Here is a 15,100-nt window from a genome sequence, read left to right on the forward strand (position 1 = left end):
CGCCGGCGGCGGGCGGGCTACCGTACGCCCTTGTCCACGATCTCCCGCAGGCGCTCCACCAGCGGCTCGACCACCGCCTCGGGGACGAACCGCTCCCGCGCCAACGCGACCGCCGCCGCGCGCAGTCGGGCCACCTCCGGCGGATGCTGGGCCAGCCGGCGCAGCGCGTCGGCCAGCGCGTCGGAGTCGCCCGCCGGGACGAACAACCCGGCCGCGCCGAGCAGTCGGCGCTGCGGCGCGGTGTCCGAGGTGAGCACCGCACACCCCGCCGCGGCGCCCTGGAAGACCTTGTTCGGCACCAGCCGCAACGCCTTGGCGCCGGTGCCGAACACCCCCAGGCACAGGTCGTGCGCGGCGACCAGGCGCGGCAGTTCGGCCTCGGGTACCCAGGTCCGCCAGGTCACCCGGGGCGCGTTCGGCCCGACCAGGTCCTTCGTGCGCTGGGCCTGGAGGCCGCGGCCGATCATGGTCACGGTGATCGGATAGCCGTCCAGCCGACTGAGCGCGGCGCCGATCACCGGTGCGCCCTGCACCGGCGAGTACAGCCCGACCGAGATCACCCGCAGGTCCTCGCCGGGCCGAAAGCCCGGCTCGAAGTCGGCCGCGGGCTCCGGTGGCGGCTCGGGTCGCGGCTCTGCCGACGCGTCGCCGAGCGGGTCGGGGGACGTCTTCGGGCCCGCCCGCCCCGCGTCGAACCACACCGGCGCCGCCCCGATCGGCACCACCACGGCCCGATCCCGCTGCGCCGGCGCGAGTACCCGGCGGTGCTCCTCGGTGTCCACCAGGACCAGTCGCGCCGCGGCGATCGCCGCCTGCTCGATCCGGTCCACCTTGCGCAGTTCGGCCTGGGCGGCGTGGCCCAGCCGATCGGCGACGTCGTCCACGCTCTCCAGGTGGTCCAGCACCAGCGGTACCCCGGGGAACAACCGTCGCGCGATCTGGATGTCGAGCCGCCCCTGATAGCCGACGATCACCACGTCGGGACGCGGCGCGCGCCGAGCCTTGGCCACCAGCTCCGCGATGCACCGCGCGTGCCGTATTCGCTGGCGGGGGATCCCGGGGTGCGCCGACGGCGGCGGGACCATCGGGCCCGCGTCCATGTGGCCGAGCGGAACGTTGCAGGTCACCACCTCGATGCCGTGCCGCCGCAAGCCCTCGATGAGGATTCCCACCCGGGGGTGGACGGTCGTGTCATAGGTGCCGAACGCCATCACCCGCATAGCTGAAGTCTGCTCTGCGCACATCGGCACAAAACCGGGAAGGTACCGTGGCGGTCCGAACCCGGACCCCGAGGAGAGCCCGTTGCACCCCAGTGCCCACCGGCGCGTGTGGCGTCCCGGGTTCGCCCTCGACCTCCGGCTCACCCTCGGCCAACTGCGCCGGGGACACAGCGATCCGACGTACCACGCGGGCGCCGACGGCTCGGTGTGGCGCACCTCGCGCACCCCCGAAGGGCCGTGCACGCTGCGGGTGATCGACCGACCCGCGACCGGCGAGATCGAGGCGAGCGCGTGGGGGCCGGGTGCCGAGTGGCAGCTGCACGCGCTGCCGGCGCTGCTCGGCGCCGACGACGACCCGGACGCGCTCGTCGCCCGGCACCCGATCGTGCGCGACGCGCAACGCCGGTACACCGGCCTGCGGATGCCGCGCAGCGCGCTGGTCCTGGCCGCCCTGGTGCCCTCGATCCTGGAGCAGAAGGTCACCACGATCGAGGCGCGCCGGGCCTTTCGGCTGCTGCTCGGCAAGTACGGCGAGGCCCCGCCCGGCCCGGCGCCGGCGGGTCTGCGGGTGATCCCCGACGCGCGTACCTGGGCGCTGATCCCATCCTGGGACTGGGCCCGCGCCGGAGTGGACGGGCGCCGCTCGCGCACCGTGATCGAGGCGACCCGGGTGGCGGGCCGCCTGGAGGCGACCACCGGGGTGTCGCATCCCGAGGCGGCCCGGCTGATGCGCCTGGTGCCCGGGATCGGGGTGTGGACCGCGGCCGAGACCATGCAGCGCTCGCACGGCGACCCCGACGCGCTGTCCGTGGGCGACCTGCACCTGCCCAAGACCATCGGCTTCGCGCTCGCCGGGCACGCCGTGGACGACGCCGGAATGCTCGAACTCCTCGCCTGCTACGGGGGAAACCGGCACCGGGCCGCGCTGCTGATCCGCATGTCGGGGGTCAAGGTCCCGCGCCGCGCGCCCCGCTATGCCCCGCGCCCGCACTTCACCGGCAGGACCCTGTGAACGGCCGTCCCTCGGCGGGCGCCACGTTTGTGCCCCCGGGCCTCGGGCAGCCGTTCGGGTGAAGGACCCGGCTGCGCAGCACGGCAGCTCGGAACCGACACCGAGAACGAGGAGGAAGTGCTCGTGACGACCGTCCAGCACTCGATCGACGTGGACGTGCCGGTCCGCACCGCCTACAACCAGTGGACCCAGTTCCGGGAGTTCCCGCGGTTCATGAGCGGGGTCGAACGGATCGACCAGATCAACGCGACACACACCCACTGGGTGACCAAAATCGCCGGAGTGACCCGGGAGTTCGACGCCGAGATCACCGAGCAGCGGCCCGACGAGCGGGTCGCGTGGAAGACCGTGGACGGCCCGCACCAGGCGGGTGTGGTCACCTTCCATCGGCTCGACGACGTACACACCCGCGTGATGTTCCAGATGGAGTTCGACCCCGACGGCCTCGTGGAGACGGTCGGCGACAAGCTCGGCTTCGTCCGCGGCCGGACCAAGGGCGACCTGGAACATTTCAAGACGTTCGTGGAGGAGCGGGGCCAAGAGACCGGCGGCTGGCGCGGTGAGGTCGAGCCGCCCGGCAGCCACGGATCGGCCGACCTGCCGCAGACGCCGCCTCCCCCCTACCCCGGCCCCGGCATGCCGCCCACTCCCGGGCGGACCGGAGCCCCGGGCGGCGGGCGCATCCCGCCGCCGCGCCCGCAGGCTCCGCCGACCGTCGGCGGCGGGACGCAGGGCTACTGATCAGGCGTGAAGCCCCCGGACATCGGCCGGACACCGCCGTCGACCCGACGTCGGCGGCGGTGTGGGCCCGCCGATTCCGGGCCGGCAGCGCCGAGCGGTGACGCACCGCGGTGAACCATGACGAAAGGGTGGGCCCGTCGCGAGCCCACCCCTTCGCCATGTCCGGGTTCGGCCGCCCGGTGCCGCGCTCAGCGCACCACGATCACGTCGTCCACCGTGCGGGCCGGACGCTCCCGGGGCGGCTCGGCCGGCCGGCCCACCGCGACGGCGCCCATCGGGTCCCAGTCGGCCGGCAGCGCGAGCGTGGCACGCACCACGTCCGGACAGAACATCGTCGACGACACCCACGCGGAGCCCAGGCCCTCGGCGGTCAGCGCGATCAGCAGATTCTGCACGGCGGCGCCCGCCGCGACGGTGAACATCTCCCGCTCGGCCCGCGAGCGCACCGGGTCGGGGTAGGCGTGCGCGCCGTCGGTGACCAGGCACGGCACCACCAGGTACGGCGCGTTGCGCAACACGTCGCCGCGCCCGACGCGCCGGGCGATCCGGTCCTCGTCCAGGCCGTCCGCGCGCAGATCCGCCACCCAGCGGGAGCGCATCGCGTCGAGCAGGGCGGTCCGGGCCGGCGCGCTCTCCAGGAGCACGAAACGCCACGGCACGGTGTGATGCGGCGCGGGCGCGGTGATTGCGGCGGCCACCGCGCGGCGCACCGCCTCCGGATCCACCGGCTCGTCGGTGAACGCGCGCACCGTACGTCGGGCGGTGATCGCGGTGCGGGCCCCCTCGGCGACCGCCTCGGCGGTACCGAGTCGGAACATGTCGTCCTGGGCGCCGCGCACCAGCGGGCGCACTCCGGCCCCGTCGGCCTCGGTGACCAGGTGCGCGAGGCCGCGCACCACCGCCACCGGGACGGCGCCGGCCTTGCCCTTGACCAGTTCGGCGGCGCTTGCGAGTTCGTCGACCACCGCGGTGATCGTCACCGCCAGCTCGTTGCCGTGCGTGTCGATCCGGCCCCGGTGGTCGTCGACCGCGTCCAGCCCGGCGACGCCGATCGCGACGTCGGTGACCCCGTTGCGCCACGGCCGGCCGAAGGTGTCCGACACCACGACGCCCACCCGCACGCCGGCCCGCTCGGCAAGGGCCGCCCGCAACCGCCGGGCGGAGGCGTCCGAATCCTCGGGCAGCAACAACAGCGTGCCCGCCTCGGTGTTGGAGGCATCCACACCGGCCGCGGCCATCACGAAGCCGTGCCGGGTCTGCACGATCCGGGTCTGCCCCTTGCGGGCGACCAGGCGGACCGCCTCGGCGTCGATCACCTTCTCCCGATCGACCCCACGCAGCAGTCGCCCCTCGGCCTTGCTGAGGATCTTCGAGGTGACCACGAGCACGTCGCCGTCGCGCAGCCCGGGACCGTCGGGGCCGGCCGCCGCGTCCGCGATCAGCGCGGCCAGGTCGGCGCCTTCGCCGATCTCCGGCAGCCCGGACACGCCCAGGATCGAGTAGCCGCTCGGCGGGGCGCCCATCAGCGCACCTCGTCCGCGAGCGCGAGCGCGGCCCGGGCCATCTCGGCGGTGGCCTCGACATCGCTCATCAACAGCGGGATCGCCCGGCACGGGATGCCGGCGGCCTCCACGCTCAGCACGGCCGCCGCGTCGGCGGTGTCCACGAGCCAGCCGTCGAGCAGACCGGGGCCGTAGTGCTGCGCGACCGCCGCCGCGCTCGTCTCCACGCCGACGGCCTCCAGGACCCGGTCGGCCATCCCGCGCACCGGGGCGCCCCCGATGATCGGCGACAGGCCGATCACCGGCGCCTCGGCGGCCACCAGCGCCTCCCGGATGCCGGGCACGCCCAGGATGGTGCCGATGCTGACCACCGGATTCGACGGCGGGAACAGGATCAGGTCGGCCTCGGCGATGGCCTCCAACACGCCGGGCGCGGGCTTGGCGGTCTCGATCCCGACCGGCACGATCGCGTGCGCCGTCGGCGCGGCCCGCAGCCGTACCCAATACTCCTGGAAATGCACCGCCTTGCGGGTGCCGGGCTTGTCCGGATCATCGATCACCACGTGCGTCTCGACGCGGTCGTCGCTCATCGGGATCAGCCGCACCCCCGGCTGCCACCGCGCGCACAGCGCCTCGGTGACGGCCGACAGCGGATACCCGGCGCCGAGCATCTGGGTCCGCACGATGTGGGTCGCGTAGTCCCGATCGCCGAGCCCGAACCAGGTCGGCTCGACCCCGTAGGCGGCCATCTCCTCGCGAATGCTCCACGACTCGTCCCGACGCCCCCAGCCCTGCTCCTCGTTGATGCCGTCGCCGAGCGTGTACATGACGGTGTCGAGGTCCGGACACACCTTCAGCCCGAACAGGTGGATGTCGTCCCCGGTATTGCCGACGACGGTGATCTCCGCTTCCGGAACGGCCGCCTTGAGCCCCCGAAGAAACCGAGCCCCGCCGATACCGCCGGCCAGTACAACGATGCGCATGAAACCAGTCTCGCAGCACCCGACACCGAAGCGCCGGGGTGGGCGAACCCGACGCGCCGGCACGGCAGGTCTTACGAACGGGTGACATCGGGGCGTGTGGGGGGATTCGGGGGTGCGGAGCGACTTAGTTTGGGCGCTATGAGGATCCTTGTCACCGGCGGAGCCGGGTTCATCGGGTCGCATGTCGTGGAGTGTCTGGTCGAGGCCGGCCACGAGGTGCGGGTGTTCGATCTGGTGTCCGTCGAGGGTGTGGACTCCGTGGTCGGGGACGTACGCGACGCGGATGCGGTGGCGCGGGCGCTGGTCGGAGTGGACGCCGTGTGTCATCAGGCGGCCAAGGTCGGGCTCGGGCTGGATCTGGGGGACGCGCCCGACTACGTGGGCTGCAACGACCTCGGTACCGCGGTGTTGTTGGCCGCCATGGGGCGCGCCGGTATCGGGCGGCTGGTGCTGGCCAGTTCGATGGTGGTCTACGGGGAGGGCCTGGGGCGGTGCGCCGAGCACGGTGACGTGGTGCCCGGCGCGCGGCCGATCGAGGCGTTGGAGGCGGGGCGCTTCGAGCCGCCGTGTCCGGTGTGCGGGATGGAGGTGACGCCGGGACGGATCTCCGAGGAGGCGGCGCCCGACCCGCGCAACGTCTACGCCGCGACCAAGCTGGCCCAGGAGCACCTGGCCGGCGCGTGGGCCCGGAGCACCGGCGGCGTGGCCACCGCCCTGCGCTACCACAACGTCTACGGTCCGAGGATGCCGCTGGACACCCCGTACGCGGGCGTGGCCGCCATCTTCCGCTCGATGCTGCGCGCCGGGATGCCGCCTCGGGTGTACGAAGACGGCGGCCAGCGGCGCGACTTCGTGCACGTACGGGACGTGGCCACGGCCAACCTGGCCGCCTTCGAGCGGTCGGCGCCCGGTCTGCGGGCGTACAACGTGGCCACCGGCGTGCCGCGCACGGTGGGTGAGATGGCCCTCGCCCTGGCGGCCGCGCACGCCGGCCCGACGCCGATCACCACGGCGGAGTATCGACTGGGCGACGTACGCCACATCACTGCCTCCGCGGCCCGGCTGGAGGCCGAACTCGGCTGGCGCGCCGAGATCGAATTCGCGGACGGCATGGCCCAATTCGCCCACGTGTGAGCGACCCGCCGGCGGGCCCGGAGCACCCCCGCCCTCACCCCGCCGGCAGGCGCACCTCGAAGCGGCAGCCCGTGCCCGTGTTGGCGACCGCGACCCGGCCCGCGTGGGCTTCGACGATGCCGCGGACGATGGCCAGACCCAGACCCGCGCCGCCGGCCGGGGACGGGGTGCGGGCGTGGGTGCCCCGCCAGCCCGTGTCGAACACACGCGGCAGGTCCTCCTCCGGGATGCCGCCGCACGCGTCGGTGACCGAGACCACCACCTCGCCGGCGGCGGTGCGCACGCCGACCGCCACCGTGCCGTCCGACGGGGTGTGCCGGATCGCGTTGACCAGCAGGTTCGTCAAAGCCCTGGACATCTCCCGGCCGTCCACCCGCACCGGCACCGCGACCATGTCCTCGCCCGCCACCCGGACCGCGCGGGAGCGGGCCAACTCCTCGGTGCCCGCCATCGCGTCCGCCACCAGGTCGTAGAGCGAGACCCGGGCCGGGGACAACTTCAGCGCGCCCGCCTGGATCCGGGACAGCTCGAACAGGTCGTCCACCATGCCGCTGAGCCGATCCACCTCGGTGCGGATCCGCCGGTGATAGCGCGCCGGGTCCTCGGGCAGGCCGTCCTCCAGCGCCTCCGCCATCGCCCGCAGGCCCGCCAGCGGGGTGCGCAGATCGTGCGATATCCACGCGATCAACTCGCGGCGCGCGTGCTCGACCGCGCGCTCGCGGGCGCGCGACTCGGCCAGCTGTACCCCGGCGCGCTCCAACTCGCGGCCCAGTTCGGCCAGTTCGGCCACGGCCGAGACCTGCCGCGGCGGCGCGGGCAGGGGCGGCCCACCGCCGAGCGCCCGAGCGGTGCCGCGCAGCGCCCGTACGTCGGCCACCACCGGGCGGCCCAGCACCATCGCCACGCCGATCGCCAGCACCGCCGACACCGCGCAGACCACCATCACCACGGTCAGGTCGTGCGAGGACAACAACATCGCCTGCGAGACGCCGACGGTGCCCGCGGCCATGCCGGCTATCGTCACCACCGACATCGCGGCCAGCGCGACCGACAACGAGCGGTTGCGCAACCCCCGCAGGCCGAGCAGCCCGAGCAGCGTGACGCCCAGGCCGCTGCCCGCCGCGATCAGGCAGATCAGCGCGAAATCCTTCACCGGCACCCGGGTTCGACCTCCAAGCGGTATCCCACGCCCCACACGGTCACCAGGAGCCGGGGTGCGGCCGGGTCGTCCTCGATCTTCTCCCGCAGGCGCCGTACGTGCACGGTCACCGTGGACTGGTCGCCGAACTCCCACCCCCACACCCGGCGCATCAACTCCTCCCGGGTGAAGGCCCGGCCCGGCGCCGCCAGGAAAAAGCAGAGCAGGTCGAACTCGCGTGCGGTGAGCGAGAGTTCGCGGCCGGCGCGGAGCACCCGGTGGGCCCGCACGTCCACCTCGACGTCGGCGTGCCGAAGCACCGACGGCACCGCCGCCGCGACCGGCCCCGCGACGCGGCGCAGCACCGACTGCACCCGCAGCACCAACTCGCGCGGGCTGAACGGCTTGGTGACGTAGTCGTCCGCGCCGACCTCCAGACCGAGCACCCGATCGCCCTCGTCGCCCAGCGCGGTCAGCATCACCACCGGGATCGGGCCGCGCTCGCGCAGCCGCCGGCATACGTCGAGGCCGTCCATGCCCGGCAACATCAGGTCGAGCACCACGAGGTCCGGCGGGTCGGCGGCGGCCAGGTCGAGGGCGGACGGTCCGTCGGCGGCGTGCGCGGTGTGGAACCCCGCGCGTTCGAGATAGCCGACGACGACCTCGGCCACGGTCGGGTCGTCGTCGACGACGAGCACCTTCATGCCGGCGAGTGTAGGTGCGCGAAGGTGGACGATTCCGGCGCGGGTCGGATCCGTAAGCGGCCCGTAACCCACACGGCCGTATCGACGCGACGTCAGTACTTCGTAAGCACGTCATGCCTGGGTACGCGGCGCACGCATACCTAGCGTGAGCCGCATGGACGCCTCTTCAGCACATGCCGCAGAGCAATCCGCGGCCCATTTCGCGGCGCGATCCGCCGAGCCGGCCGCCACGCACTCCGCGGCCCGTTCCACAGCCCACTCCACCGAGTCGGCCACGATGCACTCGGCGGCGCCCTTTGCCGCCCACACCGTGGACGTGGTGCTGCCCTGTCTCGACGAGGCCCGCGCGCTGCCCTGGGTGCTCGCACGGATGCCGGCCGGATATCGCCCCCTCGTGGTGGACAACGGCTCGCGCGACGGCTCGGCCGACCTGGCCCGCTCGCTGGGTGCCGAGGTGGTGGTCGAGCAGCGGCGCGGCTTCGGCGCCGCCTGCCACGCGGGGCTGCTCGCCGCGACCGCGCCGATCGTCTGCTTCTGCGATTGCGACGCGTCCCTCGACCCCGCCCAACTGCCCGAGGTGGTGGACCCCGTACGCGCCGGCGACGCGGATCTGATGCTCGGCCGCCGCCGCCCGCAGAGCCTCGGCGCCTGGCCGATCCACGCCCGCCTCGCCAACGCGGTGCTCGCCCGCCGACTGCGCGGGCGCACCGGCGCCCGCCTGCACGACCTGGGACCGATGCGCGCCGCCCGGCGCGCCGACCTGCTCGCCCTCGACGTCCGCGACCGGCGCTCCGGCTACCCGCTGGAGACGGTGGTCCGCGCCGCCGACGCCCGCTGGCGGATCGCCGAGGTCGACGTGCTCTACCACCCGCGCACGGGCCGTTCCAAGGTCACCGGCACGGTACGCGGCACGGTCACGGCCGTGCGCGACATGAGCGCGGTACTGGTCCGCCCCGGTCGGCCCGGATGACCACGCTGCTCGTGATCGCCAAGGCCCCCGTCCCGGGCCGGGTCAAGACCCGGCTGACCCCGCCGCTGACCCCCGACCAGGCCGCCGCGGTGGCCGAGGCCGCACTCGTCGACACGCTCGCGGCGGTGCTGGCCACGCCCGCCCGCCGCCGCGTCCTGGTGCTCGCGGGCGCGCCGGGGCCGTGGTTGCCGCCCGGCTTCGAGGTGCGCCCGCAGCACGGTGGCGGCCTCGACCTGCGCCTCGCCGCCGCGTTCGCCGGCTGTACCGGGCCGACCCTGCTGGTCGGCATGGACACCCCGCAGATCACCCCCGACCTGCTGAGCGTGGACTGGTCGGCCGCCGACGCGTGGTTCGGCCCGGCCACAGACGGCGGGTTCTGGGCGATCGGCATGCGCCGACCGGACCCCTCGGTCTTCCCCGGCGTGCCGATGTCGGTGCCCGAGACCGGCGCGGTACAGCGCGCCCGGCTGCTCGCCGCCGGCCTGACCGTGCGCGACCTGCCCACCCTGACCGACATCGACACGGCCGACGACCTGGCCGCCGTCACCCGCGACATCCCCGGCACACACTGCGCCGGCGTGGCCCGCGCGCTGCTCGGCGACGGGGTGTATGCATGACCCTGGTCCACGAACCGACGCCCGGGACGAACGCCGCGAGCGATCCGTACGCGGATGCCGCCGACCCCTACGCGGTCGCGCTGCGCGACGGCGGCGCGCTCTACCTGCGCCGGCACGGCGGCCGGCGGCACGCCTCGAACCGGCCCGCCGGTGCGCCGAGCCGGGCGCCGCCGACGACACCCTGCCGGCCCGCCGTACCGGCCCCACCCTCGACGTCGGGCACGAGCCCGCCCGCGCGCCCTCGTGCCGCCCCCGCTCAGCCGCGCCCCCGCCCCCGCGCGTACCGCCACCCCACCACCAGCGCCGTCCCCGCCACCACCACGCTCCACACGATCGCCAGCCCGTCCGCGTAGTCCAGGGGCAACACCGACGGATTCTGCGTGGGCAGCGGCCGCAACAGCGCCGGCAGCGCGATCAGCGTGCCCGCCACCCCCACCGCGAGCCCGCCGAGCACGGTCCGGCGCACCCACGCGGGCGGCCCCGGCCGCACCCGCATCACCAGCGCGCCGACCACGAAGACCACCACCGCGAACACCGCGTCGTGCAGCAGCAACCCGCCGACCAGCCACTTCGCCAGACCCACCCGATCGCGCAGGAACGGGTCGTCGCGGACCCCGACCACACCCCACCCGATCCCGGCCAGGCCCACCGCCCCGAGCACGAGGCGAACGACCGTGACCACCCGCCCCGTACGCGGCGCGACCGGCGGCGGCTCGAAGGCCGTACTCATCGCACTACCTCCATCCTGGCGACCCACTTCGTCTGCAACACGCCCGGCCGGTTCGGCGCGATGATCCGGGCGGGATACCCGTGATCCTCGGCCAGCGGAGCGCCGTTGAGCATCAGCGCCAGCAGGGTCAGCGGATCGTCGGTCCACTCGCCCGGCATGTCCATCACCGAGTACGGACTGAACCGCTCGTGCGAGAACACCCGCAGCCGATCCCCCGGCGCCGCGCCCGCCCGCTCCAGCAGATCCCGGATTCGCACCCCCGACCAGTGCGCCGACGCGCTCCAGCCCTCGACACACGTGATCGGCAACACGGACCGACTCTGCGGCATCGCCAACAACTCCGCCCGGGACAGCGCGAACGGCCGCGGCCCGGCCACCTCCAGCCGCCACCCGGGATCACGCACCGCCGCGAACACGCCCGCCGCGGCGGCCGTCCGGTTCACCGGCAGCCCCTGCGGACCCAGATCCGCCCGCCGCGGCGCCAGTACCGACACCCGTCCCAGCGGCGTCACCGTCTGCCCCACCGTGGCCAGCGTGACCACACCCACCCCCGCGCCGAGCACGGTCAACAACCCGCGCCGCGACGGACCCTGCGGATCCGCGGGCGCCCCGCGCGGCCGGCGCCAATGCGCCACGATCAGCGGCAACTTCACCGCCACGTGCAGCGTGATCGCCCCCGCCGCCACCCACGCGATCCAGTAGTGCGCCGGCACGAACGGGAACGGCCACGGATACCACTGGACGACGTTCAACAACCCGGTGCCCAGCTCGAAGATCGCCGCCATCATCAACACCGCGACGGACAACCGCTCCAGGGCGTGCACCACCGACTTCGCCGGCGGCCAGGCGAACAGGTGCGGATACACCACCCACAACTTCACCAGGAGCAACGGCACCGCGGCGATCCCGGTCGCCACGTGCAGCCCCTGGGTGAGCCGATACCCCCACACCGGTCGCGCGGGCAACGCGAGCCAGTGCGGCTGATGTTGCAGCACATGGCTGTACAGCCCGGTCAGGAAGCAGATCAGGAAGGCCGGACCGAGCAACCGGCCCACCACCACGGCCGTGCGCGGATCGTGCAGCGTGTCGCGGAAGGCCCCGGCCCGGAACGGACCCCGCCGCAACGCGGCGGGCGGCTCCGGCAGGCGGATGTCGAGCTTCATGGGTCCAGCCAACGCGCAAAACCCGTCGCCGGCCCCCATTGACCGCCTTACGGAGTGCTGACGGTCGGCCCGGGATGCCCCGAAAACGGCCCGCCCGCCGACAGACTCGCCGCATGCCACCGAGCCCGCCGCCCACGACCACGAACGCGACCACGCCCACCCGCACACCCGCGACTCCCGGCCCCGCGACCACGATCGCCGCCGGCACCGGGCTCGCCCTCGCGGCGGCCGTGGGCTGCGCGGTGTACGGGCCGTGGACGCACCCCGGCAACATCGGCGTATTCGTGGTCCACGGCGTCGCCTGGACGCTGTTCGCCCTCGGCGCCCACCTCGTACGCCGGCTTCCCGTGCGCCGCGCGGTGCCGCTGATCCTGCTCGGCGCGATGGCGCTGCCCTTCCTCGCGACCGGCGCCGAACCGCGCACCAGCGACGACGCCTACCGCTACGCCTTCGACGGCCGGGTCCAGGCGGCGGGCCACTCGCCCTACGCGCACACCCCCGCCGCCCCGGAGGTGGCCCGCTACCGCGACGACTGGCTGTTCCCGAAGGGCGAGTGCGTCGGATGGTTCCGGCACCCGCTGCCGGACGGCGGCTGCACCCGGATCAACCGACCCCAGGTGCACACCATCTACCCACCCGTGGCCGAGGCCTACTACCTGCTCGTGCACCTGGCCACCCCGCCCGGTGGGCACGAACCGGTCCAGGCCGCCGCCGCGTTGCTCGCCGCCGCGGTCACCGTGACCCTGCTCCTGGTGCTGCGCCGCTTCGGGCGCGACCCCAGGAACGCCGTGTGGTGGGCGTGGTGTCCGATGGTCGCGCTCGAAGCGGGCAACAACGCGCACGTGGACGTGCTCGGCGTACTGCTCATGGTGCTCGGCCTGGCCGCGGTCGCCGCCCGCCGGCCGATCCTGGGCGGCGTACTGCTCGGCGGCGCGGTCGCGACCAAGATGTTCCCCGCCGCGGCCCTGCCCGCCGGACTGCGCCGCGCCCCGGTGCGACTGCTCGGCGCGGCCGGGCTCACCGTCGTGCTGGTCTACCTGCCACACGTACTCGCCGCCGGGCACGCGGTGCTCGGCTACCTCCCCGGCTACCTGGCCGAGGAACGCTACGACGACGGCGCCCGGTTCGGCCTGCTCGGCCTGGTGCTGCCGGTCGAGGCCGCCCCGTACGCCGCCGTTGTCGTGCTGCTCGCCCTCACCGCCGCGGTGATCGCCCGCGCCGACCCCGACCGGCCCTGGCACGGCGCGCTCACCCTCACCGGCGGCATGTTGTTCGTACTCACCCCGGCCTACCCCTGGTACGCGCTGCTCGTGGTCGCGCTCGTGGCCCTGGACGGCCGGCGGTGGGAGTGGCTGGCGCTCGGCCCGGCCGGCTACGCGCTCTACCTCACCTGGGGCCTGGACCTGTCCCCGGACCAGGTCCGCGCCACCCACCAGATCGGCTACGGCGTGGCGTTGCTCGTCGTACTCGCCGCCGCGCTCGTGCGCCGGCTGCGTCCGGCGGACGGCACCACGGGCAGCCCCGCCGCCTTCCACGCCTGGAAGCCGCCGATCAGGTCGGTCGCCCCGGACAGCCCCAGGTCCACCAGGGAGGCCGCGGCGAGGCTCGATGCGTAGCCCTCGTCGCAGAACACCACCACGCGCACGTCCCAGCCGGTCGCCTCGGGCACCCGGGCCGTGCCCTCGGGATCGAGCCGCCACTCCAGATGGTTGCGCTCGATCACCAACGCGCCGGGGATCGCGCCGTCGGCGTCGCGCTGGAAGTCGGGGCGGGTGTCCACCAGGATCGCCCCGTCGTGGAACGCGGCGTGCGCCTGCTCGGGGCTCACCCGCACGAGCCGGGCCCGGGCCAGGTCCAGGAGTCGGTCGACGGCGCTCACCACTGCTCTCCCGAACGCTCGACGCCGACCCGACGCAGCGGCGCGAAGCTCGGCCGGTCGATGTCCTCGGCCGCGTCGTAGAGGTTCATCGACGCCAGGCGCGGGCTGTACACGTGCACGCTGACCGCGGGCTCGGTGCCCATGTTGGTCACCTCGTGCACGTAGGTCGGCCCGAATACGCGGGTCGCGCCCGGGGCGAGCACGCGCTCGCGGGCGCCGGCCCGACGCAGCGGGGTGACCACGAGCGAGCGCTCGTGCAATTCGCCGGAGACCACGGTGAACACGCCGGACGAGCCGCCGTGGTCGTGCAGACCGGTGCCCTGGCCGGGCAGCCAGCTGAGCAGCCACACCTCCAGGTCCTCGGTGGCGGCGAGCCGCTTGTACCAGCGGGTGATCGGGTCGTAGCGGACCTGGTCGAGTTCGGCGGCGACCAGGCCGGCATGCTGCCGGGCGAGCGCGGCGAGCCGGGCGACGGCGGGGCGCACCGGGGGAGCGACGGGGAGGGCGAGTACGGCGGGGGCGGCGAGCGGGTCGCCGGCGACGGTGATGTCGCTGGACATAAGGGGGAGTCCTTCGGGATGTCTGCGCGAAATCTCACGCGCGGCGGATCTGGCGAACGCGGCGGATCGAAAACGAACACGCGAGCGGCAGACGGCGACCCGAACGGACAATCGACCGAATCGAACGGTCGTGTCGATAAAGGGGGAAAAGGGGGAGAAGCCCCTTCAATGAGTGCCGCCGCTTGCGCGGAGGACTGCCGAAATGGCGTCCTCAGGCGTTACAGCCGGTACAACAGCTGTACACGTGGTCACACGGCGGACACAGCGCACAGAAGACCCGACGGGCGTCGACAGGACGACTCCGGAACAGGCTGCAGCGTGCGGACATGGGAAAAGGACACCGTCTGGGGGGTGGCCCTGTCAACTCGCCGCGATCCGCCACGCCCCCCGGTCCCCGATTCGGGTGACCGGGGTCGCGGGCACGGATGAACCGGGACGGTGGACAAGACTGGGCACGGGTCGCCGGCACAGGCGGACCACGAGGCGGCGAACTCGGCCGACCGCTGGCCGATTCGGGTGAGGAATCCGGGGAAGGGATTGAAGCTCGCGGGGCACGGGGAGGCCCATTTCCGTGTGACGTCGGTCATCATCGCGGTTTTCCGGTCCCGCCCGGGAACTGCGTGGATGGTGCGAGGCGTAGTCCCTTGTAGAGGTCATCACGGGTTGGCATCGAAGGGCGTCGCGCCTCCCGCCGGTACGCTCCCCGCCCGGAACGTCGAGGCGATTGCGCGGCACAACAGGTTGTCC

General features: G+C 73.9%; 13 protein-coding genes and 2 pseudogenes. 6 read left to right on the top strand and 9 right to left on the bottom strand.

What is annotated here, in order from left to right:
- Positions 1 to 17: 17 nt before the first annotated feature.
- Positions 18 to 1,220 (bottom strand): glycosyltransferase, encoded by a 1,203-nt coding sequence (locus tag ACFXKZ_RS14045; protein WP_379999923.1) that lies wholly within the window; start codon positions 1,218 to 1,220, stop codon positions 18 to 20.
- 82 nt (positions 1,221 to 1,302) lie between these two features.
- On the opposite strand from ACFXKZ_RS14045, the gene ACFXKZ_RS14050 reads away from it, so the two are divergent.
- Together ACFXKZ_RS14050 and ACFXKZ_RS14055 are read left to right on the top strand one after the other, a co-directional pair.
- On the top strand, positions 1,303 to 2,232 hold the full coding sequence (locus tag ACFXKZ_RS14050; RefSeq protein WP_379999926.1) for a DNA-3-methyladenine glycosylase family protein: 930 nt from the start codon (positions 1,303 to 1,305) through the stop codon (positions 2,230 to 2,232).
- A gap of 123 nt (positions 2,233 to 2,355) precedes the next feature.
- Positions 2,356 to 2,799, top strand: a pseudogene (locus tag ACFXKZ_RS14055) (SRPBCC family protein); the annotation flags it as partial.
- Between the two features lie 362 nt (positions 2,800 to 3,161).
- Here the strand turns inward: ACFXKZ_RS14055 and ACFXKZ_RS14060 are convergent.
- Complete coding sequence (locus tag ACFXKZ_RS14060) at positions 3,162 to 4,496, bottom strand: coenzyme F420-0:L-glutamate ligase (RefSeq protein WP_379999928.1); 1,335 nt, start codon at positions 4,494 to 4,496, stop codon at positions 3,162 to 3,164.
- The gene (gene cofD, locus ACFXKZ_RS14065; protein ID WP_379999931.1) at positions 4,496 to 5,458 is read right to left on the bottom strand and encodes a 2-phospho-L-lactate transferase; all 963 of its coding nucleotides are present in this window, start codon (positions 5,456 to 5,458) and stop codon (positions 4,496 to 4,498) included. Before cofD ends, ACFXKZ_RS14060 begins: the two co-directional genes overlap by 1 nt.
- Before the next feature lie 138 nt (positions 5,459 to 5,596).
- On the opposite strand from cofD, the gene ACFXKZ_RS14070 reads away from it, so the two are divergent.
- A complete protein-coding gene (locus ACFXKZ_RS14070) occupies positions 5,597 to 6,592 on the top strand; it encodes an NAD-dependent epimerase/dehydratase family protein (RefSeq protein WP_379999934.1) in 996 nt (331 codons plus the stop codon).
- A gap of 34 nt (positions 6,593 to 6,626) precedes the next feature.
- Here ACFXKZ_RS14070 and ACFXKZ_RS14075 read toward each other — a convergent pair whose 3' ends face one another.
- Together ACFXKZ_RS14075 and ACFXKZ_RS14080 are read right to left on the bottom strand one after the other, a co-directional pair.
- Complete coding sequence (locus ACFXKZ_RS14075; RefSeq protein ID WP_380000042.1) at positions 6,627 to 7,745, bottom strand: sensor histidine kinase; 1,119 nt, start codon at positions 7,743 to 7,745, stop codon at positions 6,627 to 6,629.
- Entirely contained in the window at positions 7,742 to 8,434 is a 693-nt protein-coding gene (locus tag ACFXKZ_RS14080; RefSeq protein ID WP_379999936.1) for a response regulator transcription factor, read from the bottom strand. Before ACFXKZ_RS14080 ends, ACFXKZ_RS14075 begins: the two co-directional genes overlap by 4 nt.
- A gap of 277 nt (positions 8,435 to 8,711) precedes the next feature.
- Between ACFXKZ_RS14080 and ACFXKZ_RS14085 the strand changes: the two genes are divergently transcribed.
- A complete protein-coding gene (locus tag ACFXKZ_RS14085; protein ID WP_380000044.1) occupies positions 8,712 to 9,404 on the top strand; it encodes a glycosyltransferase family 2 protein in 693 nt (230 codons plus the stop codon).
- Positions 9,401 to 10,021, top strand: coding sequence for a DUF2064 domain-containing protein (locus tag ACFXKZ_RS14090; RefSeq protein WP_379999938.1), 621 nt, complete (start codon positions 9,401 to 9,403; stop codon positions 10,019 to 10,021). The genes ACFXKZ_RS14085 and ACFXKZ_RS14090 overlap by 4 nt, the downstream gene beginning before the upstream one ends.
- Before the next feature lie 256 nt (positions 10,022 to 10,277).
- On the opposite strand, the gene ACFXKZ_RS14095 is transcribed toward ACFXKZ_RS14090, so the two are convergent.
- Positions 10,278 to 10,751, bottom strand: coding sequence for a hypothetical protein (locus ACFXKZ_RS14095; RefSeq protein WP_379999940.1), 474 nt, complete (start codon positions 10,749 to 10,751; stop codon positions 10,278 to 10,280).
- Positions 10,748 to 11,914: a molybdopterin-dependent oxidoreductase gene (locus ACFXKZ_RS14100; RefSeq protein WP_379999941.1), complete on the bottom strand. Its 1,167-nt coding sequence runs from the start codon at positions 11,912 to 11,914 to the stop codon at positions 10,748 to 10,750. Before ACFXKZ_RS14100 ends, ACFXKZ_RS14095 begins: the two co-directional genes overlap by 4 nt.
- 383 nt (positions 11,915 to 12,297) lie before the next feature.
- On the opposite strand from ACFXKZ_RS14100, the pseudogene ACFXKZ_RS14105 reads away from it, so the two are divergent.
- A pseudogene (locus ACFXKZ_RS14105) lies at positions 12,298 to 13,134 on the top strand (glycosyltransferase 87 family protein); the annotation flags it as partial.
- 221 nt (positions 13,135 to 13,355) lie between these two features.
- Here ACFXKZ_RS14105 and ACFXKZ_RS14110 read toward each other — a convergent pair.
- Together ACFXKZ_RS14110 and ACFXKZ_RS14115 are read right to left on the bottom strand one after the other, a co-directional pair.
- On the bottom strand, positions 13,356 to 13,793 hold the full coding sequence (locus ACFXKZ_RS14110; RefSeq protein WP_379999943.1) for a rhodanese-like domain-containing protein: 438 nt from the start codon (positions 13,791 to 13,793) through the stop codon (positions 13,356 to 13,358).
- On the bottom strand, positions 13,790 to 14,353 hold the full coding sequence (locus ACFXKZ_RS14115; protein WP_379999945.1) for a cysteine dioxygenase: 564 nt from the start codon (positions 14,351 to 14,353) through the stop codon (positions 13,790 to 13,792). The genes ACFXKZ_RS14110 and ACFXKZ_RS14115 overlap by 4 nt, the downstream gene beginning before the upstream one ends.
- Positions 14,354 to 15,100 lie beyond the last annotated feature (747 nt).

Origin of the sequence: Embleya sp. NPDC059237 (assembly GCF_042754105.1) — a bacterium.
GTDB lineage: Bacteria > Actinomycetota > Actinomycetes > Streptomycetales > Streptomycetaceae > Embleya.

What these genes read in the sequence shown, in the direction of transcription:
- ACFXKZ_RS14045 (WP_379999923.1), bottom strand. Translation starts at nt 1,220, where the DNA reads ATGCGGGTGATGGCGTTCGGCACCTATGACACGACCGTCCACCCCCGG.
- ACFXKZ_RS14060 (WP_379999928.1), bottom strand. Translation starts at nt 4,496, where the DNA reads ATGGGCGCCCCGCCGAGCGGCTACTCGATCCTGGGCGTGTCCGGGCTG.
- cofD (WP_379999931.1), bottom strand. Translation starts at nt 5,458, where the DNA reads ATGCGCATCGTTGTACTGGCCGGCGGTATCGGCGGGGCTCGGTTTCTT.
- ACFXKZ_RS14070 (WP_379999934.1), top strand. Translation starts at nt 5,597, where the DNA reads ATGAGGATCCTTGTCACCGGCGGAGCCGGGTTCATCGGGTCGCATGTC.
- ACFXKZ_RS14080 (WP_379999936.1), bottom strand. Translation starts at nt 8,434, where the DNA reads ATGAAGGTGCTCGTCGTCGACGACGACCCGACCGTGGCCGAGGTCGTC.
- ACFXKZ_RS14085 (WP_380000044.1), top strand. Translation starts at nt 8,712, where the DNA reads ATGCACTCGGCGGCGCCCTTTGCCGCCCACACCGTGGACGTGGTGCTG.
- ACFXKZ_RS14090 (WP_379999938.1), top strand. Translation starts at nt 9,401, where the DNA reads ATGACCACGCTGCTCGTGATCGCCAAGGCCCCCGTCCCGGGCCGGGTC.
- ACFXKZ_RS14095 (WP_379999940.1), bottom strand. Translation starts at nt 10,751, where the DNA reads ATGAGTACGGCCTTCGAGCCGCCGCCGGTCGCGCCGCGTACGGGGCGG.
- ACFXKZ_RS14100 (WP_379999941.1), bottom strand. Translation starts at nt 11,914, where the DNA reads ATGAAGCTCGACATCCGCCTGCCGGAGCCGCCCGCCGCGTTGCGGCGG.
- ACFXKZ_RS14115 (WP_379999945.1), bottom strand. Translation starts at nt 14,353, where the DNA reads ATGTCCAGCGACATCACCGTCGCCGGCGACCCGCTCGCCGCCCCCGCC.